The organism is Aeromonas sp. WP2-W18-CRE-05 (assembly GCF_014168615.1).
GTDB classification, from domain to species: Bacteria; Pseudomonadota; Gammaproteobacteria; order Enterobacterales; family Aeromonadaceae; genus Aeromonas; species Aeromonas caviae.
The window spans coordinates 2977525-2999641 of sequence record NZ_AP021917.1; the positions used below are offsets into that span (position 1 = coordinate 2977525).

Sequence of the window (22117 nt, forward strand, 5' to 3'; positions counted from 1 at the left end):
TGTGAATGGGGATGAAGCCGGGGCCATTGTATCCCCTGCGGGCCAGTTGACCCTGTTCCCTCCCCCCCGTGCCTGTTAAACTGCGACCTCGCTCACACTTGCCAAGATGAGGCCCCCGTGCTGCTGCAACGCACCCTGCGCTACCTTCGTGATTTTCTGGTCATCATCGCCTGTCTGCTGGCAGGCAAGGCCGTGGCGGCCATCCTGCCCTTCACCTTCCCCGGCAGCATCATCGGCATGCTGCTGCTGTTCGTGCTGCTCTCCTTGCAGATCGTCCGCTTCTCCTGGGTCGAGCTGGGGGGCGGCCTGCTGCTGCGCCACATGGGGGTGCTGTTCGTGCCGGTGGCGGTGGGCCTGGTGGCCTGGCTCGAGCCCCTGCGCCAATCCTTCGGTCTCATCATGCTCTGCGTCGTGCTCGGCATCGTGCTCATCCTGGGCGCGGTCGGCCACCTCTATCAAAGGATGAACAAGCCATGATCCTCTGGTTCGCCCTGCCCCTCACCCTGGCCCTCTATTTCATGACCCGGGCCCTCTACCGCCGCCTGCCCTGGCCCGTCATCAATCCGGTGCTGATCCCCACTGCCGTCATCATCGGCCTGCTGCTCTGGCTCGATCTGCCCCTGGATCAGTACCAGCAGGGGGCCTCGCCCCTGACCGCCCTGCTGGAACCCGCCGTGGTGGCCCTGGCCCTGCCGCTGTACCAGCAGGCGCGCCAGATCCGCGACAAGCTCACACCCATCCTGGCCTGCACCCTCACCGCGGTGCTCATCTCGGTCTGCACTACCCTGGGGGTCGGCCACCTGATGGGGGCGGATCCGGCGCTGCTCGCCTCCATCGCCACCAAGTCCATCACCACGCCGCTCGCCATGAGCGTCAGCCAGTCCCTCGGCGGCATTCCCGCCATCGCCGCCGCCGTGGTGGTGGTGGTGGGGATCCTGGGAGCCCTGGCGGGCTATCCCCTGCTCAAGCTGATGCGGGTCACCGACCCCGAGGCCCAGGGGCTCGCCATGGGAGCCTGCGCCCACGCCATCGGCACCGCCGCCTCCGCCGAGCAGGGGGTGACCCAGGGCGCCTTCTCGTCGCTGGCCATGGTGGTGTGCGGCGTGCTGACCGCGGCCATCGCCCCCCTGCTGTTCGCCCTCTACCACTGGCTGACCTGATCCCCGCTGCCATGGCCACCCCTGCGGCCATGGCCTCTGTGCCCTTTCACCGTTTCCATCCGATACCCTCACCTCCCTGATGCCGGGAGCTGGCGCACAGATTGCGAAAGACAAACGTTTCCTTTACCATCCCCGCCCCTTTGCCCATCAAGGCGTGAGCGCGCTCACACAATTCGCCGCGCTTGCTCCCTACAATGGCCCCCCAATTGGCCTTTGAGGACACAGTATGCATCCCCGCTTTGCCAAGCCATTCGAGACCCTTTCCGCCCCGCTCCAGGCCGCCCTGCTGCCCATGCTGGGGGACGATTTCCAGGCCCGTTTCACCCCGGACCAGGTCGCGACCCTGAAAGCCGCCACCGGGCTGGATGACAGGGCCCTGCGTCTGGCCTTGCTGCCGCTGGCGGCCGCCTGCTCGGTGGCCCCCATCTCCAGGTTCTTCGTCGGCGCCATCGCCTGCGGCCTGAGCGGCACCTGGTACTTTGGCGCCAACATGGAGTTCGCGGGCCAGGGGCTGTTCCACTCGGTCCACGCCGAGCAGTCCGCCATCTCCAACGCCTGGCTGGGTGGCGAGACCGGGATCTCCGAGATCACCGTGAACTACACCCCTTGCGGCCACTGCCGCCAGTTCATGAACGAGCTGAGCACCGCCAAGACCCTGAAGGTCTCCCTGCCGGACGATCTCAGCGAGCTGCAATCCTTCCTGCCCCACTCCTTCGGCCCCGCCGATCTCGAGATCACCGATGCCCTGATGAGCCCCCAGGCTCACGACGAGCTGGTGCTCGAGAGCGACGACCCCCTGTGGCAGGCTGCGCTCGCCGCCGCCCGCCAGAGCTATGCCCCCTATAGCCAGGGCTATGCCGCGGTGGCGCTGCAGTTCGAGGACGGGCGCATCTTCTGCGGCCGCTATGCCGAGAACGCCGCCTTCAACCCGAGCCTGCCGCCGATGCAGATGGCCTGCGCCCACGCTGTGCTGGGTGGCGAGGATCTCGCCACCGTGCGCCGCGCCGTGCTGCTGGAGAGCAAGGATGGCCAGATCAGCCAGCGGGACTCCGCCCAGTCCACCCTGAAGGCGCTGGGTTCAGTCGAGCTTGAGTACAAAGCCGTCTGACCCCGGCATCCGCCAACGGGAAGGGGAGCTGCGGCTCCCCTTCTTGCTCTCTGCCCCTCAGCCCCTTTCTCTGCGCCTCTGGCGCCGTACATCAGATGCCCCCTGCCCCATGTGAGGGCGGTCTCCCTCCGATGACCTTATTGGCAGACCTCCTCTGCGGTGGCGGGAAGCCCAGGTTAAAAGGCCAATACCCCGCCCCTGCCCCTTGCGGCCCCCGTGTGTGACCCCAAGATGCATTTGCCAAGCCACTGGGATCCCGCCTTTCCATGGATTTTGCAAATACCTTCCCTGCCTGTTCTCTCGATGCGGGGCGGTATGGCGGCGGCGGGAAACGTCGGGGAAGGGGCCAATGCCCTGCCCTCGCCTCTTGCGGCCCCCGTGTGTGACCCCGAGATGCATTCACCAAGCCACTGGGATCCCGCCTCTCCATGGATTTTGCAAATACCTTTCCCTGCCTGTTCCCTTGATGAGGGGCGGTATGGCGGCAGCGAGAAACGTCGGGGAAGGGGTCAATGCCCGCCCCCGCCCCTGGCGGCCCCCGTGTGTGACCCCAAGATGCATTTGCCAAGCCACTGGGATCCCGCCTCTCCATGGATTTTGCAAATACCTTTCCCTGCCGATTCCCCCGACGCGGGGCGGCATGGCGGCGGGAAACCTCGGGTAAGGGGTCAATGCCTCAGCCCCGCCCCTGTCGGCTGCTTCCCCCTTAAATACAGCGGGGGAGCCACTGGCTCCCCCGACTGTCATTGATATGGCCCATATGGCGGCGCCGGTCCCTGTCAGGACTCCCACAGGATGCGCTGGCTGCCGGACCAGCGCTCGCCGATGTCCGCGTATTTTTGTTCCAGCAGGTGGCGGCGGATCTTCATGGTGGGGGTCAGCACCCCGTTCTCGATGTTCCAGGGGCTCTTGACCACCAGGATGCCCCGCAGGCGGGCGTGAGACTCGAGCTGGCCGTTGACCCGATTGAGGGCAGCCTCCAGCTGGGCTTCCACCCCGGCCTTGTCCCCCTTCATGGCGCTCTCGGCGAGCTGCACCAGGGCGACCGGCTGCGGCATGCCGTAGCCGATGACGCAGAGCTGCTCGATGATGGGCTCCTGCCCGAGCATCCCCTCGATGGGCACCGGGGCCACGTACTTGCCCTTGGCGGTCTTGAAGACGTCCTTCATGCGGCCGGTGATGGTGAGGTAACCCTCCCGGTCCAGCTTGCCCATGTCACCGGTGTGCAGCCAGCCCTCGGCGTCGATGGCCTCTGCACTGTGCTCGGGATCCTTGTAGTAGCCCACCATCATGCCGTCGCAGCGACAGAGGATCTCCCCCTCGTCGGAGATCTTGATGGTCACCCCGGGCCCGGCCTTGCCGACGGTGCCTATCTTGTCCGCCCGGAACGGGTAGTTGAGGGTGGAGTAGGCGTGGTTCTCGGTCATGCCCCAGGCCTCGGTGATATGGATGCCGATGCTGTGATACCACTCCAGCAGCGCCGGGGCCACCGGCGCCGAGCCGCAGCCCAGCACCCGCGCCTGATCCAGCCCCAGCCCCTTTTGCAGCTTGCTCTTGATGAGGCTGGAGACGAGGGGGATCTTGAGCAGAAGCGCCAGCTTTTTCTGGGGCAGCTTCTCGTGGATCTTGATGCGGAACATGGCCCAGAGCCGCGGCACCGAGATGAAGACGGTGGGACGGCAGCGCTTGACGTCCTCGATGAAGGTGTCCAGGGATTCGGGGAAGGTGATGGTGGCACCGCTGAACAGGCTGCCGCCGTAGATGTAGACCCGCTCCGTGATGTGGGCAAGGGGCAGGTAGGAGAAGCCGCGATCCTCGGCGGTGAGGGAGACCGCCTCCACCAGCTTCTCGCAGGACCAGGCGTAGCGCTCCACGCTCAGCATGGCCCCCTTGGGCTTGCCGGTACTGCCGGAGGTGTAGACCAGGCTCAGCAGGGCATCCGGCGCCTGCACCGGGCTGTCCGGGATGGGGTCGTATTGCGCCAGCAGATCGTCCCACTGGTGGGCGGCCGGCATGGTGTCGTAAGGCAGGGCGATACGCAGCAGATCCCCGGGCACCCCCGCCTCCTGGCTCTTCCAGTCGTCCAGCTTGCCGACGAAGATCGCCCTGGTTTCGCTGTGGCGCAGCACGTATTCGATAGTGTCGACGTTGGCGGTGGGGTAGATGGGCACGCTCACGTATCCCCCCATCTGCATCGCCAGATCGGCGATGAACCACTGGGCGCAGTTCTTGGAGAGCAGCGCCACCTTGTCACCGGGCACCAGGCCCAGGGCGCGCAGTGCCGTCACCATGCGCCGCGCCTCGTCGGCAACCTCACCCCAGGTGAAGTCGACGTATTCGCGGTGGATGGTCTGACGCAGATAGATTCGGTCGGGACACTGCCGCTCCCAGTGATAGAGCATCTCGAGCGGCAGTCTGGTGGCAATGCGTGAGGTGGAGGCCATGGTTTAATCCCTGAAACAAAAGGCGAGCCTCATTATTAACCTTTTGATAACACTCAGGGAAGCAGATTACTTAAACTTGTGTTTGAACTGCGAATGGGATCAAGCTTCCGCCTGGGCCTGCAGACGCTTCCACATCTCTTGCACCAGCACCTCGTCCTGCTCGGAGAGCTCACCCTGCAAGATGGCCTCGTTCAGGCTGCGCAGCACATAGCTCTTGACGTCCCGCACCAGGGTCTTGCCCTCCAGCTCGGCGCGCGCCACCGCAAGGGAGATGTGCCCTCGCAGATAGCCACCCGCAAACAGCTCGTCTTCGCTGGCCGTGGCGACCATGGCGTCGATCAGTCCCAACAACTTGTGTTCAAAATCGTGAATCGTCATTTAACGCAGCCTCATTTCCGGGGTTGCCGGCAAAAAATTCGGGGAGTGGAACCGCGATCCGGTTGATCGCGGCTCTCTGGCGCCAGGCCAGCCGCATCCTTGATGTCCTATTCCGGGTTGGCCACCGGGTAGATGACCTGATCCTTGTATCCCGTGGTTATGCGCAGATAACCACTCAACGACCGGTTCAGTGCCGGATCGTCGGTGTCCACCAGCAGCGGACGGCCTTCTAGCGCCGCCAGCTTGGCTTTGGTGGCGAGCACCTGGATATGCTCGCGCCCGACGGCCCGGATCACGTCTGGACTCAATTGCTGATTTCCGCGCCCGAACAGATGTCCCTGACCGCCGATCAGGGTGATGATCAGACGGCAGCGACGGCCGCGGATCCGGGTCAGGATCTCGGCGGCGGACAGATCCTGCCCGATAAGCCGGCCATTTTCCACCAGATCCACACCGAGCAAGGTATTTTCCAGACCCAGCTCCCCCATGCAGGCGGCCACCGTGCTCCCCGACCCCATCAGGTAGAGGGTATCGGGCTCCATCTGCTCCACCACACCGGCGGCAAGATCGGCGAGCACCAGCTCCTCGGACTCCCGTCCCCCCTGCTTGACCGCCTGCACATAGCGCAGATCCCCGGGCACCAGCAGCTGGCCGTAGTGGCGGGCGCGCACCTTGCCGGCGCGAAACGCCTCCTCGTCGATGTCCATCACCTCCGCATCCACCAGGCTCAGGAGCTCCCCTGCGATCATTCTGGCCGCCACCCGGCCGCTCGCCGCCGGCGTCACCCCGTAGACCCCGGAGTGGATTTTGCACCCCGCCGGGATGCCGAGCACATGGCAGGACTCCCCCACCGCCGCGCAGATGTCACGGGCGGTGCCATCGCCACCGGCGAAGAGCAGCAGATCCACCCCGGCATCGCGCAGGGCCAGGGCGGCAGCCCGGGTGTCCTCGGCGCTCGTCTGCGCCCCGGCAGGCCGATGGACAATGCGATGGGGCAGCCCCAGCTCGGCGGCGAGGTCGGCCCCCATCTCTTCGGCCACCGTCAGCAGCTCGAATGACGTGGTCAGCTCGCACAGGGGCAACAGGGCCTGGCGGGCCCGCTCCCGGGCCTTGGGGACGGCCCCGCGCGCCAGCGCCTCGGCGACCATGCCGTCACTGCCCTTGAGACCGACGGCCCCGCCGATGCCGGCGACGGGGTTGATGATGAGCCCTAATCGAAACATGTTTCCCTCCTGTTGGATCGCCGCCATTTTTATCTTTTCCCGCCACTGGGACAAGCCATGACCCCCTGCTAAAATGCGCGGCTTCTACCTCAATCACTGTTCAACCAAGGTTCAATCATGCTGGAATGGATTGCTGACCCCTCCGCCTGGGTCGCGCTCGCCACCCTGACCCTGCTCGAGATCGTGCTCGGCATCGACAACATCATTTTCATCTCCATCCTGGTGGGTCGCCTGCCGGAAGCCCAGCGCCAGAAAGCGCGCATCCTGGGGCTGGGGCTCGCCATGGGCACCCGCATCCTGCTGCTGCTCTCCCTGGCCTGGGTGATGCGCCTCACCGAGCCCCTCTTCACCGTGCTGGGGGAAGCCATCTCGGGACGGGATCTCATCCTGCTGGTGGGGGGTCTGTTCCTCATCGCCAAGAGCACCCACGAGATCCACCAGAGCCTGGAAGGGGCCGCCGAAGAGGCGGGTGTGGTGAGCAAGACCGCGGGCTTCCTGTCCACCCTGGTGCAGATCGCCATCCTCGACATCATCTTCAGCCTGGACTCCGTCATCACCGCCGTGGGCATGGCGGATCATGTCCCTGTCATGGTGCTGGCCATCATCATCGCCGTCGGCGTCATGATGTTTGCCGCCAAGGCCATCGGCGACTTCGTCGATACCCACCCCACCATCAAGATGCTGGCCCTCTCCTTCCTTATTCTGGTCGGGGTGGCGCTGATGGCCGAAGGGCTGGATCTGCACATTCCCAAGGGTTACATCTACTTCGCCATGGCCTTCTCGCTGGTGGTGGAGATGATCAACATCCGCCTGCGCAGCCACCAGGAGCGGGCCAAGTAAACCGCGACCAGCCGAGAGATGGCCAAACAAAAAGCGCGACCCAGGGTCGCGCTTTTTTATTGTCCCGCCAACGGGGCGCCTTGGGCTCAGAGGGCGTTGCGAGCGGCCACGGCGTCCGCCAGGTTGCGCAGCAGCACCTCGGTATCGGCCCAGCCGATGCAGGCGTCGGTGATGCTCTGGCCGAAGGTGAGCTCGCACCCGTCCACCAGATCCTGACGCCCTTCCACCAGGTGACTCTCCACCATGACGCCGAACACCGCCTTGCTGCCGGCACGCAGCTGACCGGCCACGTCCTCGGCCACCAGCATCTGGTTCTTGAACTGCTTGCTGCTGTTGGCGTGGCTGAAGTCGATCATCACTTTCTGGGGCAGACCCGCCTTGTCCAGACCACTCACCACCTCATCCACGTGACGGGCGCTGTAGTTGGGCTCGCGGCCACCGCGCAGGATGATGTGACAGTCCGGGTTGCCAGCGGTCGAGACGATGGCGGAGTGGCCGTACTTGGTCACCGACAGGAAGTGGTGCGGGGCGCTGGCGGCGCCGATGGCGTCGATGGCCACCTTGATGGTGCCGTCGGTGCCGTTCTTGAAGCCCACCGGGCAGGAGAGACCGGAAGCCAGCTCGCGGTGTACCTGGGATTCGGTGGTACGGGCGCCGATGGCCCCCCAGCTCATCAGATCCGCCACGTATTGCGGGGTGATCATGTCGAGGAACTCGGAGGCGGTCGGCAGCCCCATGTCGTTGAGATCCAGCAAGAGCTTGCGACCCAGGCGCAGGCCGTCGTTGATCTGGCAGCTGTTGTCGAGGTAGGGGTCGTTGATCAGCCCCTTCCAGCCCACTGTGGTACGGGGTTTTTCGAAGTAGACCCGCATCACGATCTCCAGCTGATCTTTCAGCTCGTCGCGCAGCACCTTGAGGCGTTTGCCGTATTCCAGGGCGGCGACCGGATCGTGGATGGAGCAGGGGCCGATCACCACCAGCAGGCGATCATCGTCGCCGGCCAGGATGTTGTGGATGGCCTGACGGGATTCAAACACGGTGGCCGAGGCGGTGTCGGTCGCCGGAAACTTCTCAAGCACCGCAACCGGGGGCAATAACTCTTTGATTTCACTGATACGAACGTCGTCGGTTTGATGCTGCATGACCAAGTTTCCTGCTAGATGACTGCGATAAAGAGATCTCAATCTAGCCCTGTGCCGGGTCGGTGTAAATAGAAAATTACATTCTTCGACAAGGAATTTTATTATCGCACCTTGCAAGTTTGCATAATGCTGCTAGGAGGCATGAAAAAAGCGGGGGGCAGAGATGAAAAGGCCCGCACGAAGCGGGCCGAAAGGGCTCAGGCCTGACTGACGCTGGCCAGCTTGTCGAAGTAGTCCGGGAAGGTCTTGGAGGTGCAACCCGGATCATTGATGGTGACCGGCGTATCGGAGAGCGCCACCAGGGAGAAGCACATGGCGATGCGGTGATCGTTGTAGGTGTCGATGGCCGCGTGGGTCAGCTGTGCGGGCGGGATCACGGTGATGAAGTCGTGCCCCTCCTCCACTTCCACGCCCAGCTTGCGCAGCTCGGTCGCCATGGCGTGCAGGCGGTCGGTCTCCTTCACCCGCCAGTTGTAGATGTTGCGGATGGTGGTGGTGCCCTCGGCAAACAGCGCCGTGGTGGCGATGGTCATGGCCGCATCCGGGATGTGGTTCATGTCCATGTCGATGCCGTGCAACGGCCCCTGCTCGGCCTCGATGAAGTCATCGCCCCAGGTGATGCGAGCCCCCATCTTCTCCAGTACGTCGGCGAAGTGGATGTCCCCCTGGATGCTGTGCTTGCCGATGCCGGTAACCCGCACCTTGCCCTTGATGGCACCCGCCGCGAGGAAGTAGGAGGCGCTGGAGGCATCCCCTTCCACCAGGAAGTCGCCCGGGCTGACATAGGTCTGGTTGCCCTTGATGTAGAACACCTTGTAGTCGTCGTGCTCGATGACCACCCCGAACTGCTTCATGATGTGCAGGGTGATGTCGATGTAGGGCTTGGAGACCAGCTCCCCCTTGATGTGGATGCGGGTGTCGCCGGCCGCCATGGGCGCCGCCATCAAGAACGCCGTCAGGAACTGGCTGGAGACGGAGCCGTCGATGTGGACATCGCCACCCCAGAGCCCCTTGGCATCCACCACCAGGGGCGGATAGCCATCTTTCTTCAGGTACTGGATGTGGGCACCCGCTTCGCGCAGGGCATCCACCAGGTGGCCGATGGGGCGCTCTTCCATGCGCGGCTCGCCGCCCAGGGTGTACTCGCCGGAGCCCAGGCACAGGGCGGCGCACAGGGGGCGCATGGCAGTACCGGCATTGCCGAGGAACAGGTTGACCGGCGCCGAGACCGCGAAGCTGCGACCCAGACCATGCACGGTGCACTCGGTCTTGTCGGCGGAGAGCTTGTACTTGACGCCAAGCTGGGTCAGCGCCGCCAGCATGTGGCGGATGTCATCGCTGTCGAGCAGGTTGGTCAGCCGGGTGGTGCCCCGGGCCAGGGCCGCCAGCAGCAGGGCCCGGTTAGAGACACTCTTGGAGCCGGGCAGATTGACCACCCCGGCCACGCTAGAAATGGGTTCCAAACGCAACGAATTCATAGACTTCCTGTTCGATCTCAATTAAATCACCTGACCGGACGTTAACAGCCCGCGTCCCCCGCGGCAAGTTCGACAGTGGCACGACCGCGGGAGAGGGCAGCCTGGGTCAGGATGGGTCTGAAAAACAGACGCCGGGGAGTCCCCGGCGTCTGGCAATGGGGAGACACGCCTCAACCGTGGCGTTTGGCAAAGTCATCCATAAAGCTGACCAGGGCCTTGACCCCTTCCAGGGGCATGGCGTTGTAGAGGCTGGCGCGCATGCCACCGACGATGCGGTGTCCCTTGAGGGCCAGCAGACCGGCCGCTTCCGACTCCGCCAGGAACAGCTTGTCCAGGGCCTCGTTTTTCAGCTGGAAGGGCACGTTCATGCGGGAGCGGCAGGCCACATCCACCTTGTTGCCATAGAAGCTCGACTGATCGAGGTAGCCGTAGAGGAAGTCGGCCTTCTCCTTGTTGCGTGCTTCCATCGCCGCCAGGCCACCCTGCTCCTTGAGCCACTCGAACACCAGACCGGCCAGGTACCAGGCGTAGGTGGGGGGCGTGTTGAACATGGAGTCGTTCTTGGCGGTGAGCTGGTAGTCGAAGATGGACGGCACATCGGCGCGGGCCTGGTTCAGCAGGTCGTCGCGCACGATGGCGATGGCCAGACCAGAGGGGCCTATGTTCTTCTGGGCACCGGCGTAGAGGATGCCGAAGCGGCTCACGTCGAGGGGACGGGAGAGGATGGTGGAGGAGAGATCCGCCACCAGGGGCACATCGCCGGTGGCCGGGATGTCGAACATCTCGATGCCATCGATGGTTTCGTTCGGGCAGTAGTGCACATAGGCGGCATCGGCGCGAAACGCCGGCGTCGGCAGCAGGTGGGAGACCCCCTGCTCGTTCTTGGCCACCCCCTGGAAGGTCTGGATGTCACCGTATTTCTGGGCTTCATCCACGGCGCTCTGGGCCCAGACGCCGGTCACCAGGTAATCTGCCTTCTTGTTGGCGCCACCCAGCAGGTTCATGGGCACGGCGGAGAACTGGCCGCGGCCACCGCCGTGCATGAAGAGCACCTTGTAGTTGTCCGGCACCGCCAGCAGGTCGCGCAGGTCCGCTTCGGCCTTCTCGGCGACCGCCATATAGGGCTTGCCGCGATGGGAAAGCTCCATGACCGAGGCTCCCAGCCCCTGGAAATTACAAAATTCGCGCTGGGCGCGCTCCATGACTTCAACCGGCAACATGGCAGGGCCGGCGCAGAAGTTGTAAATCTGTTTGCTCATGACGCTTTCCGTGAATGGATGTGTGTGATCGGTGACTCGAACGTTTTTACACGACAGCCCCCCGTGGGGGCAAAGGCTTTTTGGGATCCAGCGCAACCTTTTGCCCCGGCGCCACCGGGCACCCATCAGACAAAAGCCCTGAACGGGCCAGGGCTTGCAGAGAATATGCATGGAAACGGGGGCGAGACAGCACGGACGGCTTTGTTCGCCCCTTTGTGGCAAATTTACAGCTTGGCGGTGAGCTCCGGCAGCAGGGTGAAGAGATCCCCCACCAGACCGTAGTCCGCCACCTGGAAGATGGGGGCCTCGGCGTCCTTGTTGATGGCGACGATCACCTTGGACTCCTTCATCCCCGCCAGATGCTGGATGGCGCCCGAGATGCCCACCGCGATGTAGAGCTCGGGGGCCACCACCTTGCCGGTCTGCCCCACCTGCAGGTCGTTGGAGACATAACCCGCATCCACGGCGGCTCGCGATGCCCCGACGGCAGCCCCCAGCTTGTCCGCCAGGGCGTCGATGAGGGCAAAGTGCTCTTTCGAGCCGAGCGCCCGCCCGCCGGAGACCACCACCCGGGCCGCCCCAAGCTCGGGTCTAGCGGAGCGCACCGCACACCGCTCGATGAGCCGGGTACGGCAGCGCACCTCAGCCACCGGCAGCGATTCCATCGCGGCACGCTCCGCCCCGGACCCGGCCTTGGCGAACGCGGTGGGCCGCACGGTGAGCACCTTGACGGGGGCGCTGCTTGCCACCCGGGCGATGGCGTTGCCCGCATAAATGGGACGCAGGAAGGTGTCGGGCCCCTCGATGCCGGTCACCTCGGCGATCATCTCCACCCCGAGCCTGGCCGCCACTCGCGGCAGCAGATCCTTGCCCTGGCTGCTGGCCGCCATCAGGCAGTGCTGGTAGTCCCTGGCCACCTCGGCGAGCAGTCTGTCGACCCCGTCGTTGAGCCCCTCCGCCAGCATGGGATGTTCTGCCAGCAGCACCCGGTTTACCCCCGTGAGGGCGGCGGCCTGCTCCCCCGCCTCCGTCAGCCCCTGCCCCAGCAGCAAGAGGTGCACCTCGCCCCCCAGGCGCCCCGCCGCCGTGACCAGCTGGGCCAGGTTGTCGGCGATCCGCCCCTGATGATGTTCCGCAATCACAAGTACGCTCATGGCAGCACCTTCATGTCATCCATTGATCCCTTGCTCCCCTGGGCCGCTGCCCCATGCATGGCGCTCACGCCTGCGGGAGGCATCCCTCTCATGCCCCTGCCCATCAGAGCACCCGGGCTTCGTGCTTGAGCTTGTCCAGCAGCTCGTCCACCGAGCCCACCCTGATGCCGGCGCTGCGCACCGGTGGCGCCATCACTCCGAGCTGCCGTGTCTGGTCGGCCGGCACCACCCCGAGGGCGGCAAACGGCTGGCTCTCCAGCGGCTTGCGCTTGGCCTTCATGATGTTGGGGAGGGAGGCGAAGCGCGGCTCGTTGAGGCGCAAGTCCACGGTCACCACGGCGGGCAGCGCCATGCCGAGGGTCTCGAGGCCACCGTCTATCTCGCGGGTCACCTGCAATTCCCCCTCCACCAGCCTGATGGCGGAGGCGAAGGTGGCAAGCGGCCAGTCATTGAGGGCGGCGAGCATCTGCCCTACCTGATTGTTGTCAGAATCGATGGACTGTTTTCCGAGCAGCACCAGGTCGGGCTGCTCCTGCCCGCACACCGTTTGCAGGGCCCGGGCCACGGTGAGCGGGGTCAGGGTCTCGTCGGTGACATAGTGCAGCGCCCGATCCGCCCCCAGCGCCAGGGCATGGCGCAACTGCTCGGCCGCCGCCTCGGGGCCGAAGGTCACCACCACCAGCTCGGATGCCACGCCGGCTTCCCGCAGCCTGACCCCCTCCTCCACCGCGATTTCACAAAACGGGTTGATGCCCATCTTCACATTGGCGAGCTCCACATCGGAGCCATCCCCCTTGACCCGGATCCTGACGTTGTAATCAACGACCCGTTTGACTGCGACCAGCAGCTTCATGGCGGTCATCCCTCATACCTGTTGTGTGGGTCCACCTTGTCGTCACTCACTTTTCTGCTGACAAAGTGGTTTACGTTTACGTAAACTACCAGCACTACCCTAGGCCAAGTCGAGCGCAGAGGCAAGATGGAACGCGAAGCAATGGAATTTGATGTCGTCATCGTCGGTGGCGGCCCGGCAGGCCTGAGCGCCGCCATCGCATTGAAGCAGCAGGCCCCGGCCCTCTCGGTCTGCCTGCTGGAGAAGGGGGCCGAGATCGGCGCCCACCTCATCTCCGGCGCCCTGCTCGATCCCGTCGCCCTCAGGGAGCTGCTGCCAGAGAGCTGGCAGGAGGCCCCCCTCGGCGTGCCGGTGACGGATGATCAGGTCCATCTGCTGCAAAGCGACAGCCGCTCCCTGCAGCTGCCCCACTGGGCGGTGCCACCCCGCATGCACAACGACGGCAGCCACATCATCAGCCTCGGCACCCTCTGCCGCTGGCTCGGCAAGCAGGCCGAGGCCCTCGGTGTCGAGATCTACCCGGGCTTTGCGGCGAGCACCCTCATCGTGGAGGAGGGCCGGGTACGCGGGGTGGTGACCGGCGATCTTGGTCTCGACAAGGAGGGCAACCCCAAGCCGGATCACGTGCCCGGCATGGCCCTGTATGGCCGCTATACCCTGTTTGCCGAAGGGGCGCGCGGCCACCTCGGCAAACAGCTGATCGCCCGATTCCATCTGGAAAATACCGCCCAGCCGCAGCATTACGCCATCGGCTTCAAGGAGGTGTGGCAGGTGCCTGCGGGACAATCCCATCCTGGGCGGGTGCTCCATGGCAGCGGCTGGCCCCTTGGTGAGGGAAAGGGCAACAAGAGTCAGGGGGGCTTTTATCTCTATCATCTGGCCCAGGATCAGGTGGCGGTTGGCCTTATCGTCGATCTCAACTACCAGAATCCCTGGCTCAGCCCCTTTGACGAATTCCAGCGTCTCAAGCACCACCCCCTCATCGCGGCAACGTTGCAGGGGGGCGAGCGCATCAGCTACGGCGCACGGGCCATCACCAAGGGGGGCTGGCACTCATTGCCGCGCATGCACTTTCCCGGCGGCCTGCTCATCGGTTGTGACGCGGGCACCCTGGACTTCTCCCGCATCAAGGGGATCCACACCGCCATGAAGTCCGGCATGGTGGCGGCCGCGACGGTCGCCATGGCACTGAGAGGAGGGGATGAAGGGGGACGGGATCTGGCCGAGTTTCAGGACGCGCTGCAGCAAAGCTGGCTGACCCGGGAACTGAAGAGGGCCCGCAACGTTGGGGCCGCCCTGCACCGCTTCGGCCCCTGGCTCGGCGGCGCTTTCAACTGGCTGGAGCAGCGACTCTTTGCCTTGACCTCTCCTTTTACTCTGCTGGACAAGGAACCGGATTACCGCCAGCTGCGCCTGGCCAGCCGTTGCCAGCCCATCGACTACCCCAAACCCGACGGCAAGCTCAGCTTCGACAAGCTCTCTTCCGTCTATCTGGCCAGCACCAGCCACGACGAGGATCAACCCTGTCACCTGACCCTTCAGGACGCGCGCATTCCGGTCGAGGTCAACCTGCCCACCTGGGCGGAACCCGCCCAGCGCTACTGCCCGGCGGGGGTGTTCGAGATCCTCGATGGGGATACCCGGCCCAGGCTGCAGATCAACGCCGCCAACTGCATTCACTGCAAAACCTGCGACATCAAGGATCCCAGCCAGAATATCGTCTGGACGCCGCCCCAGGGCGGCTCGGGCCCCAACTACCCCAATCTGTAACAGGCTTGCCCACGCACACCAGAGCAGATAACAAGGAGACGCAGCCCCGGAACACCGCCCGGAGACCGTTTCCTGCGCTTGGCCGGGGGCTGTCGCAGGGCGACCAGCAACCCGCCATTCCCGCCGGTGAGCCCGGGCCCTCCCCCACTCCAGGGCGAACAAAGGAGGCGACGCCGGGATCGCCCGCATCGGGGTCGCCACGGCTGATCCGACCTCGCCGCTTTTTTGAGCGAACAGGCTGAACCCCTGATGAATAGGCCCTGACAAGCGGGTCCCGCCCCTGTATAGTTCGCCGCATTCAGGTTGTCCATCGGCCTCGTTATGCTATTTCATGGGATCGCTTTCCGTGCGATCTAAGGCCGCATGAACCTGTGCAACCATCCCTGATTACCCATGACTTCTTAAGGGGGGACAGATGATCACCGCCTACATTCTCAACAACAAGGTGCTGGACATAGTCACGCTCGGGCCGGATGACATCGTTCCCGACAACACCGTCTGGCTGGATGCCTACAAGCCGGACACAGCGGAGCGAGAATGGTTGACGGGCCTGTTCCTGGAGGAGGTGCCGGACAAGGAGGAGCTCGATGACATCGAGGCATCCGCCCGCTTCTACTGGGACACCGACGGTCTGCACATCCACTCCCTGTTTCCCCAGCGCATCGGTCGCGACACCAAGGGTGTGCACGTCTCTTTTACCCTGCGCAACAACCTGCTGATCAGCATCCGCGAGGATGACATCGGCCTGGTGCGTCTGCTGCGCCACTACATGCGCCAGGACAGGCTGGAGGTCGAAGACGCCCTCGACATCCTGCTGGAGGTGCAGAACCTCAAGGTGGAGTATCTCTCGGATCTCATCGAGGATGGCTACAAGACCCTGGAGAACACCGCCGATCAGATCTTCGAGCCGGACCAGATCAACCCCATGCTCAAGGAGCTGATGGCCCAGGAAGAGGCCAACGGCCAGATCCGTCTCTCCCTGCACGATACCCGCCGCGCCCTGCGCTTTCTCAAACGCAGTCTGCGCCAGCGCATGACGGGGGAGCAGAACAAGTGGATCGACGAGATGCTGCACGACGTGGAATCCCTGCTGCCCCATACCCAGTTCCTGTTCGACAAGATCAACTTCCAGCTGGAGGCCTCCATGGGGGTGACCAATCTGGAGCAGAACAAGGTGATCAAGATCTTCTCGGTAGCCGCGGTGATCTTCCTGCCGCCGACCCTTATCGCCAGCATCTACGGCATGAACTTTGGCCGCATGCCAGAGCTCGCCTGGGAATACGGCTACCCCCTCTCCCTGGTGCTGATGGTGATGTCATCGCTGGGCACCGGTCTCTTCTTCAAGCGAAAAGGCTGGCTGTGACGCCGGAACCCGGCAACTAAAGACTGCGGATTGGGGGGCATGGCCCCCCGATTAATTCCCGGCCGTTGCCGGCCTTGCAATGGCCTGCCCGGTGCCCCATATCCCCTTCATCACTCGCACTGCATGAATGGATACCGGGCCACCATGACCCTCTACCCCGAACACCGTTACGACGATCACGGCCAGTTGCGCCCCCCGCTCTGGTTCTGGCCCATCGCCCTCTTGCTGACCCGCTCGGTCTGGCTGTTTCTGATGGCGGGGGTCACCCGGGAGAGTGGCAGCGCCATTCTGACCCTCTTCTACCCGGACAAGCTCACCCTCTATATCAGCCTGCTGACGGACGTGCCCGCCATGCTGGCGCTGCTCGCCTGCGGCGGCACCCATCGCCAGACCCACAGTGCCAGAGCCTGGCTCAGACGCCACAGCCCCTTGCTGCTGCTCTGCTCTGCCGTCAGTGGCCTGCTGATGCAACTGCACAGCCTCAATCTGCAGCAGTGGTCGTTCAACTGGTCCACCGCCCTGGTGCTCATCGCCAGCCTCTGGGCGCTCTGGTATCTGCTAAGAAGCCGCCAGTTGCGGGATTACGCCCTGGATCAGCCCCACTGACAGGCTGGTTCACTGGCGCGTGACCCGGATCTGCAGAGTCTGGCGTTCGCTGCCGCTGGCCCCGCCCATGCCTGATGGATTGGCGATCGCGGCCTCCCGGCTGCCTTGGGTTGTGGAAAGCTCCCCCACCGTCAGCCACTGGCCCGGGGCGCCGCTCACCTCGGTGGCACTCTGGCCGGTGTGTATGTTGCCTCGCTCCACTCTTGCCTGTTCACTGCTGAGGGCCACCTGCACCCTGTCCCCTATCAGGGTCGCGGTGGCGTAGAGACCGTTCATCAGCGGCATCATGCCCACCACCCTTCCCCCCTGCCACTGGTAAAAGGTGACCGGCTGATAGGACCCCATCTGCAACAACACGGGCCGCCCGGAGAGGCCACGCACCTGCCAGTTGTCACTCTGGCTGCGTTCATAGTGCCGGGCATCCCCCTCCAGCAGCCACTGCCGTTTGGCATCCAGGCCCAGCCCCACTCCGGCCTGCTGACGGCTGGAGGCGCCATCCACCCGCCACTCGATGAGCAGGCTTTGGGGCGGCTGGTTCACTTGCGCCAGGGTACGCTCGGCCTCCTGCAACTGGGCGGGGGTTCCGCTCAGTACCAGCTGGTTGCCCATGGCGCTCACCCCGAGATCCGGGTAGATCTCCTTGAGCGTCTGCACCGCGGCATCCGCCTCGAATACCGGTATGACCTTCACTTCGGCCCTCAGGGGCAATGCCAGCAACAGGCAGCACCCCAGCCCCCAATACCCTGATCCAGCGCGCATCTTCTCCTCCCGGCGTTCACCGCCACCCTCTCGCTTCCTGCCATCATGGTCCATGGCGCCCCGATTGCAACGGGCCTAGTATGCAACCCCACACAGAGGCACCTGATAAAGACTCGTTAAGATACCAATCAATACAAATAAAAATGGTTATCATTTGTTGTCACAACAAAAACCCTCGGATACAATTCGGACTCATTTTTTCGAGTCAGCCTCTGATGAAGCCAGAATCCGTCGCATCCACCCCTGCCGCCATCCACCTGGCGCTGCTCATCAACATGCTCTCCATGGGCTGCATGATGATGGTGATGCCCCTTGGCCCGGAACTGGTAACCCGCCTGGGGATGCTGCCGGAGCAGACAGGTTACTTCAGCGGCGGCGCCACCCTGGGAGCCGCCCTGCTGGGCCTCCTGGCCGCCCCCTGGCTCGATCGGGTCAACCGCAAACCCGCCCTGCTGGTACTGCTGGTCCTGCGCTTCCTGCTCTTGATGGCTTGCGCCCTGGCCGAGGATAGCCAGACCCTGCTGCTGCTCTTTATCCTGTCCGGCTGCGTCGCCGGCCCCCTGGGGGCCATCCTGATGGCGGCGGTGCTGGATCTGGTACCGCCCGCCGAGCGGGGCCGCCGTCTCGCTTACGTGGGCATGGCGTTTTCCCTGGCCGCCATTCTGATCGTGCCCGCGGCCCTCGTGCTGGCCCAGTGGTCTGGCTGGCAGAGCCCCTTCCTCTTGTTTGGTGCTGGCGGCCTGCTGCTGGCCCTGCTGTGTGCCATCTGGCTGCCGTCCCTGCCGGTCAACCGGGCCCCGGCAGGCCAGGGGATGCGCCAGTTGCTGGGGTCACCGCTCTGCCAGGGAGCCCTCTTCATCCTCTGCCTGCAGATGTTCGGCCACTTCCTGCTCATTCCGCACTTTGCCAACTACTTCCAGTTCAACCTGGGTTTCCCGCGCGAGCAGATCGCCAGCCTCTATCTGTGCGGCGGCCTTGCCAGCATGGCCACCATGCGCCTGTGCGGCGGCTGGATCGATCAGGGCCGCGCCCAGGGCGCCATCCTGCTCACCAGCCTGGCCCTGGCCCTGATCACCCTGGTGGGCTTTGCCTTGCCGGCAGGCCTGCCTCTCTATCTGCTGTTCACCCTTTTCATGGCCCTGAGCTCCGCCCGTGCCAGCACCACCCTCGCGGTCACGGCGGCCATTCCGGCCCCCCATCAGCGCGCCGCCTTCATGTCTTTCCAGGGCTCGGTCACCAATGTGGCGGCGGGCCTCGGCAGCCTGTTCTCCGCCAGATATCTGGTCTCCGACGAGGGGGGCGCCCTGCACGGTTTCCCCACCCTGGCCTGGATCAACATTGCGTGCACCCTGGTGGCCTGCGCCGGTGTCTGGTTCCTCATCCGGGGCCTGAAGAGCACAAGAGATAACAATAATCCTGCCTCTGGCACCGCCAGACAAGGAAGTCAGTGAGCACCGGATCAGAAGAATCCGGACCCCATAACCTCAGTTATATCCATGGAGTTTTTGACAATGCAGTTGCAGCACGGCCTCTTTAAACTGAACCCCATTCTGCTCTCCCTCGGTCTGCTGGCCGTACCGGGCCTGGCCCAGGCCGAGTCCGTCAAGGCCAACGAGACGGTGGTGGTCACCGCCACCCAGACCAAGCACACCGAGCTGACCGCCCCGGCCAGCGTCTCCGTGGTCACCCGCGCCGATCTGGACAAGATGAACGTCAACAACATCGGCGATGCCCTCAAGCACGTTCCCGGTGTCAACATCATCGGCACCAACCCCACGGGTCGCAACGAGATCAAGATCCGCGGCATGGGCGGTGACTACACCCTGCTGCTGGTCAACGGCAAGCGGGTCAACGCCCGCGAGACCCTGGGCAGCTCCTTTGGCAACGACTTCGACTTAAGCTCCATCCCCATGGCCGCCATCGAGCGCATCGAAGTGATCCGCGGTCCCGTCTCCTCCCTGTACGGGGCCGATGCCCTCGGCGGCGTGGTCAACGTGATCCTGCGCCAGGCCAAGGAGAACACCGAAGCGGCCGTCGGCTACACCCACACCATGCCCACCAAGGGGGATGGCGGGGATGCCAACCAGGGTAGCGCCTTCGTCTCCGGCGCCCTCATCGACAACAAGCTGCTGGGCAGCGTGGTGGTGGAAGGCTATCAGCGGGATCGCTGGAAGAGCGAGCAGTCCAACAACCCGGATGCCGACGCCCTGGAGAAACGGGAAGTGGTCAACGTGCTCTCCAGCCTGAAGTGGCTGGTGGCCGACAACCAGGACATCGACTTCGATCTGGGTTACAACCAGAACGACATGGACAGCTACTTCAACAACGTGCCCCGTGCCCCGACCGCACCGGCCACTCCCCACAACGTGCAGAAACTCGATCGCCTGAGTCTGGGGCTGACCCACAACGGCCGTTGGGAACACTTCGACAGCCGCGCTCGTTACTACTTCGAGCAGACCGATCTGATGGATGACTCCCAGCTCAACGGTGGCGCCGCCGACATCACCCAGACCAACAACACGGTGGATGGCCAGTTGAGCGGCTACCTCGGGGATCACCTGCTGACCTCAGGTGCAGAGTTCCGCAAGACCGAGCTGGAGCACAGCCGCAGCATCCAGAACGGCAGCGTGGATGCGAGCCAGAGCGCTCTCTACCTGCAAGACGAGTTCGGCTTTGGGGATCTGGCCCTGACGCTCTCCGGCCGTCTGGATCACCACGAGACCTATGGCAACGAGTTCAGCCCCCGTGCCTACGCCCTCTACTCCCTGAGTGACGAGTGGGTGATCAAGGGCGGCGCCGGCAAGGCGTTCAAGGCCCCGACCCTGGCCCAGTCCAGCGAAGGGTTCGCCACCACCGCCTGCCGCGGCGCCTGCAAGGTGATAGGCAACCCGGATCTGAAGCCGGAAACCTCCGTCAGCTACGAGCTTGGCACCGCCTACAACGCCGATCGCTTCGGCGCAGGGGTGACCGGCTTCCACAACGAGATCGAGGATCTGATCCAGAGCGATCAGTGGGGCCCGGGCTACCGTCCGACCGTCATGACCTACCTCAACGTCAAGAAGGCCCGCATCAAGGGGCTGGAGCTGACCGGCTGGTTCGACGTGCTGGACAACGTGCAGCTGACCGGCAACCTGACCCTGCTGGACTCCGAAGACAAGAGCACGGGTGACGATCTGGCCAAGACCCCGGATCACACCGGCAACATCGGCCTGGACTGGAAGGCGAGCGACGTCGTCAGCGCCAACCTGGCCTGGCAGTATGTCGGCAGCCAGGTGATCAAGGTGCCGGCCCGCAACGCCCAGGCATTCACCTCCAAGCACTACCAGACCCTGGACGTGAACACCAAGTGGACCGTCACGCCGGCCCTGGACTTCAAGCTCGGCATCACCAACCTCACCAACACCCAGCGTGACGAGGTGGCGACCGACGCCGACTTCATCCTGGAAGGTCGCACCGTCTACGCAGGGGTCGATTACAAGCTGTAATCCATCCTGTATGCGGGAGCCCCGGTCGCGGGGCTCCCTTTTTGCGTTTCTGCCTCCCCGAATTCAAGGAGTCATTGAGTGCTCAGATACCAAGCTCAGCTGTTCTGGCTCGGCGTGCTGCTCCTCTTCCTGCTGATTTGTCTGTCACTGGCCACCGGGGCCGGTGTCTATGGTGGCCGCGAGGTCGCCGGTTTCCTGTTGGGCGATCCCGCCTTTGTGGCCGATGAAAAGCTCGCCATGATAGTCCATACCCTGCGCCTGCCCCGCACCCTGGCAGCCCTGGTGGTGGGGGCGTCACTCTCCCTGGCGGCTTCCATGCTGCAAAGTGCCACCCGCAACCCTCTGGCCGAACCCGGCCTGCTCGGGGTCAATGCCGGCGCCGTCTTTGCTCTGGTGATCGGCCTCACCTGGTTTGGCGTCGAATCCGCCTACGGGTATCTGCTCTGGTCCGGCATGGGGGCCCTGCTCGGCAACCTCATCGTGCTGGGCCTCGGCCTCATGGTGGGGCGCTCCAACCCCCTCAAGCTCATCCTGGTAGGGGTCGCCCTCTCCGCCACCTTCGGCGGTCTTTCCAACTTCCTGTTGCTCTCCAACCGGGTGGTGCTGGAGCAATTCCGCTTCTGGAACTTAGGGTCCCTTGCCGCCTCCAGTCTGGAAGCGGTACTCACCGTGGTCCCCTTCGCCCTGGCCGCCCTGCTGCTGACCCTGGCGCTCTGTCGCCCTCTCACCCTGATGCAGATGGGGGATCACCAGTCCAGGGCCCTCGGCATCCGCCCCACCCGGGTGCGGATCGGCGTGCTCCTGGCCGCAACGCTCTTCACCGCCTGCGCCATCGCCATCGCCGGTCCCATCGGCTTTGTCGGCTTCCTCGCCGCCTACTGCGCCCGCCTGGTGGAGCCAGTTCGCCTCGCCATCCAGGTGCGTTTCTCCGCCCTGTTCGGGGTGCTCTTTCTGCTCGGTGCCGATGTGCTGGCCCGCTGGCTGATCCAGCCCTACGAGCTGCCCAACGGCGTCATTCTGGCGCTCATCGGGGCGCCCGTGCTCATCCTGGTGGTGCGCAGCGGCGGCTTCCGCTCCCTGCTGGCCGTCAAATAA

The 22117-nt window shown here is 64.4% G+C and carries 19 protein-coding genes; 10 read left to right on the forward strand and 9 right to left on the reverse strand.

What is annotated here, in order from left to right:
- Positions 1–117 precede the first annotated feature (117 nt).
- From H7R73_RS13960 to cdd, 3 genes are all read left to right on the forward strand, one after another.
- Positions 118–477 carry a CidA/LrgA family protein gene (locus H7R73_RS13960; protein WP_103259992.1) on the forward strand — a complete coding sequence of 120 codons (360 nt, stop codon included), beginning with the start codon at positions 118–120 and terminating at the stop codon, positions 475–477.
- A complete protein-coding gene (locus H7R73_RS13965; RefSeq protein WP_041212945.1) occupies positions 474–1160 on the forward strand; it encodes an LrgB family protein in 687 nt (228 codons plus the stop codon). The genes H7R73_RS13960 and H7R73_RS13965 overlap by 4 nt, the downstream gene beginning before the upstream one ends.
- Positions 1161–1386: 226 nt before the next feature.
- Entirely contained in the window at positions 1387–2268 is an 882-nt protein-coding gene (gene cdd / locus H7R73_RS13970) for a cytidine deaminase (RefSeq protein WP_010674459.1), read from the forward strand.
- Positions 2269–3047: 779 nt separating this feature from the next.
- Here cdd and H7R73_RS13975 read toward each other — a convergent pair.
- The 3 genes from H7R73_RS13975 to H7R73_RS13985 form a co-directional block, all read right to left on the reverse strand.
- Positions 3048–4712: an AMP-binding protein gene (locus H7R73_RS13975; RefSeq protein WP_182951272.1), complete on the reverse strand. Its 1665-nt coding sequence runs from the start codon at positions 4710–4712 to the stop codon at positions 3048–3050.
- 99 nt (positions 4713–4811) lie between these two features.
- Complete coding sequence (locus tag H7R73_RS13980) at positions 4812–5090, reverse strand: YfcL family protein (protein ID WP_010674457.1); 279 nt, start codon at positions 5088–5090, stop codon at positions 4812–4814.
- A gap of 107 nt (positions 5091–5197) precedes the next feature.
- On the reverse strand, positions 5198–6313 hold the full coding sequence (locus H7R73_RS13985; protein ID WP_042881832.1) for an ATP-NAD kinase family protein: 1116 nt from the start codon (positions 6311–6313) through the stop codon (positions 5198–5200).
- 117 nt (positions 6314–6430) lie between these two features.
- Here H7R73_RS13985 and H7R73_RS13990 point away from each other — a divergent pair, with 117 nt between their 5' ends.
- Positions 6431–7153, forward strand: coding sequence for a TerC family protein (locus H7R73_RS13990; protein ID WP_103259990.1), 723 nt, complete (start codon positions 6431–6433; stop codon positions 7151–7153).
- Positions 7154–7239: 86 nt separating this feature from the next.
- Here H7R73_RS13990 and aroG read toward each other — a convergent pair whose 3' ends face one another.
- From aroG to H7R73_RS14015, 5 genes are all read right to left on the reverse strand, one after another.
- Positions 7240–8295 (reverse strand): 3-deoxy-7-phosphoheptulonate synthase AroG, encoded by a 1056-nt coding sequence (aroG, locus tag H7R73_RS13995; protein ID WP_041212942.1) that lies wholly within the window; start codon positions 8293–8295, stop codon positions 7240–7242.
- A gap of 197 nt (positions 8296–8492) precedes the next feature.
- Positions 8493–9773: a 3-phosphoshikimate 1-carboxyvinyltransferase gene (gene aroA, locus H7R73_RS14000; protein ID WP_041212941.1), complete on the reverse strand. Its 1281-nt coding sequence runs from the start codon at positions 9771–9773 to the stop codon at positions 8493–8495.
- Between the two features lie 170 nt (positions 9774–9943).
- Complete coding sequence (gene serC, locus H7R73_RS14005; protein WP_010674452.1) at positions 9944–11032, reverse strand: 3-phosphoserine/phosphohydroxythreonine transaminase; 1089 nt, start codon at positions 11030–11032, stop codon at positions 9944–9946.
- Between the two features lie 224 nt (positions 11033–11256).
- On the reverse strand, positions 11257–12186 hold the full coding sequence (locus tag H7R73_RS14010; RefSeq protein WP_103259989.1) for an electron transfer flavoprotein subunit alpha/FixB family protein: 930 nt from the start codon (positions 12184–12186) through the stop codon (positions 11257–11259).
- Positions 12187–12289: 103 nt separating this feature from the next.
- Positions 12290–13039, reverse strand: coding sequence for an electron transfer flavoprotein subunit beta/FixA family protein (locus tag H7R73_RS14015; RefSeq protein ID WP_182951275.1), 750 nt, complete (start codon positions 13037–13039; stop codon positions 12290–12292).
- 126 nt (positions 13040–13165) lie between these two features.
- Here H7R73_RS14015 and H7R73_RS14020 point away from each other — a divergent pair, with 126 nt between their 5' ends.
- The 3 genes from H7R73_RS14020 (at position 13166) to H7R73_RS14030 (ending at position 16778) form a co-directional block, all read left to right on the forward strand.
- Positions 13166–14809, forward strand: coding sequence for an electron transfer flavoprotein-ubiquinone oxidoreductase (locus tag H7R73_RS14020; protein ID WP_103259987.1), 1644 nt, complete (start codon positions 13166–13168; stop codon positions 14807–14809).
- 415 nt (positions 14810–15224) lie between these two features.
- Positions 15225–16172: a magnesium/cobalt transporter CorA gene (gene corA, locus H7R73_RS14025; RefSeq protein ID WP_005301617.1), complete on the forward strand. Its 948-nt coding sequence runs from the start codon at positions 15225–15227 to the stop codon at positions 16170–16172.
- Positions 16173–16316: 144 nt separating this feature from the next.
- Positions 16317–16778, forward strand: a complete 462-nt coding sequence (locus H7R73_RS14030) for a DUF2919 domain-containing protein (protein ID WP_041215334.1) — start codon at positions 16317–16319, stop codon at positions 16776–16778.
- 9 nt (positions 16779–16787) lie between these two features.
- On the opposite strand, the gene H7R73_RS14035 is transcribed toward H7R73_RS14030, so the two are convergent.
- Positions 16788–17537, reverse strand: a complete 750-nt coding sequence (locus tag H7R73_RS14035; protein ID WP_103259986.1) for a hypothetical protein — start codon at positions 17535–17537, stop codon at positions 16788–16790.
- Positions 17538–17752: 215 nt separating this feature from the next.
- Here H7R73_RS14035 and H7R73_RS14040 point away from each other — a divergent pair, with 215 nt between their 5' ends.
- The 3 genes from H7R73_RS14040 to H7R73_RS14050 all read left to right on the forward strand — a co-directional run bounded on the left by H7R73_RS14040 (position 17753) and on the right by H7R73_RS14050 (position 22117).
- On the forward strand, positions 17753–18988 hold the full coding sequence (locus H7R73_RS14040; protein WP_103259985.1) for an MFS transporter: 1236 nt from the start codon (positions 17753–17755) through the stop codon (positions 18986–18988).
- Between the two features lie 60 nt (positions 18989–19048).
- Positions 19049–21022, forward strand: coding sequence for a siderophore amonabactin TonB-dependent receptor (locus H7R73_RS14045; RefSeq protein ID WP_010674445.1), 1974 nt, complete (start codon positions 19049–19051; stop codon positions 21020–21022).
- A gap of 78 nt (positions 21023–21100) precedes the next feature.
- On the forward strand, positions 21101–22117 hold the full coding sequence (locus H7R73_RS14050) for an amonabactin ABC transporter permease subunit 2 (RefSeq protein ID WP_103259984.1): 1017 nt from the start codon (positions 21101–21103) through the stop codon (positions 22115–22117).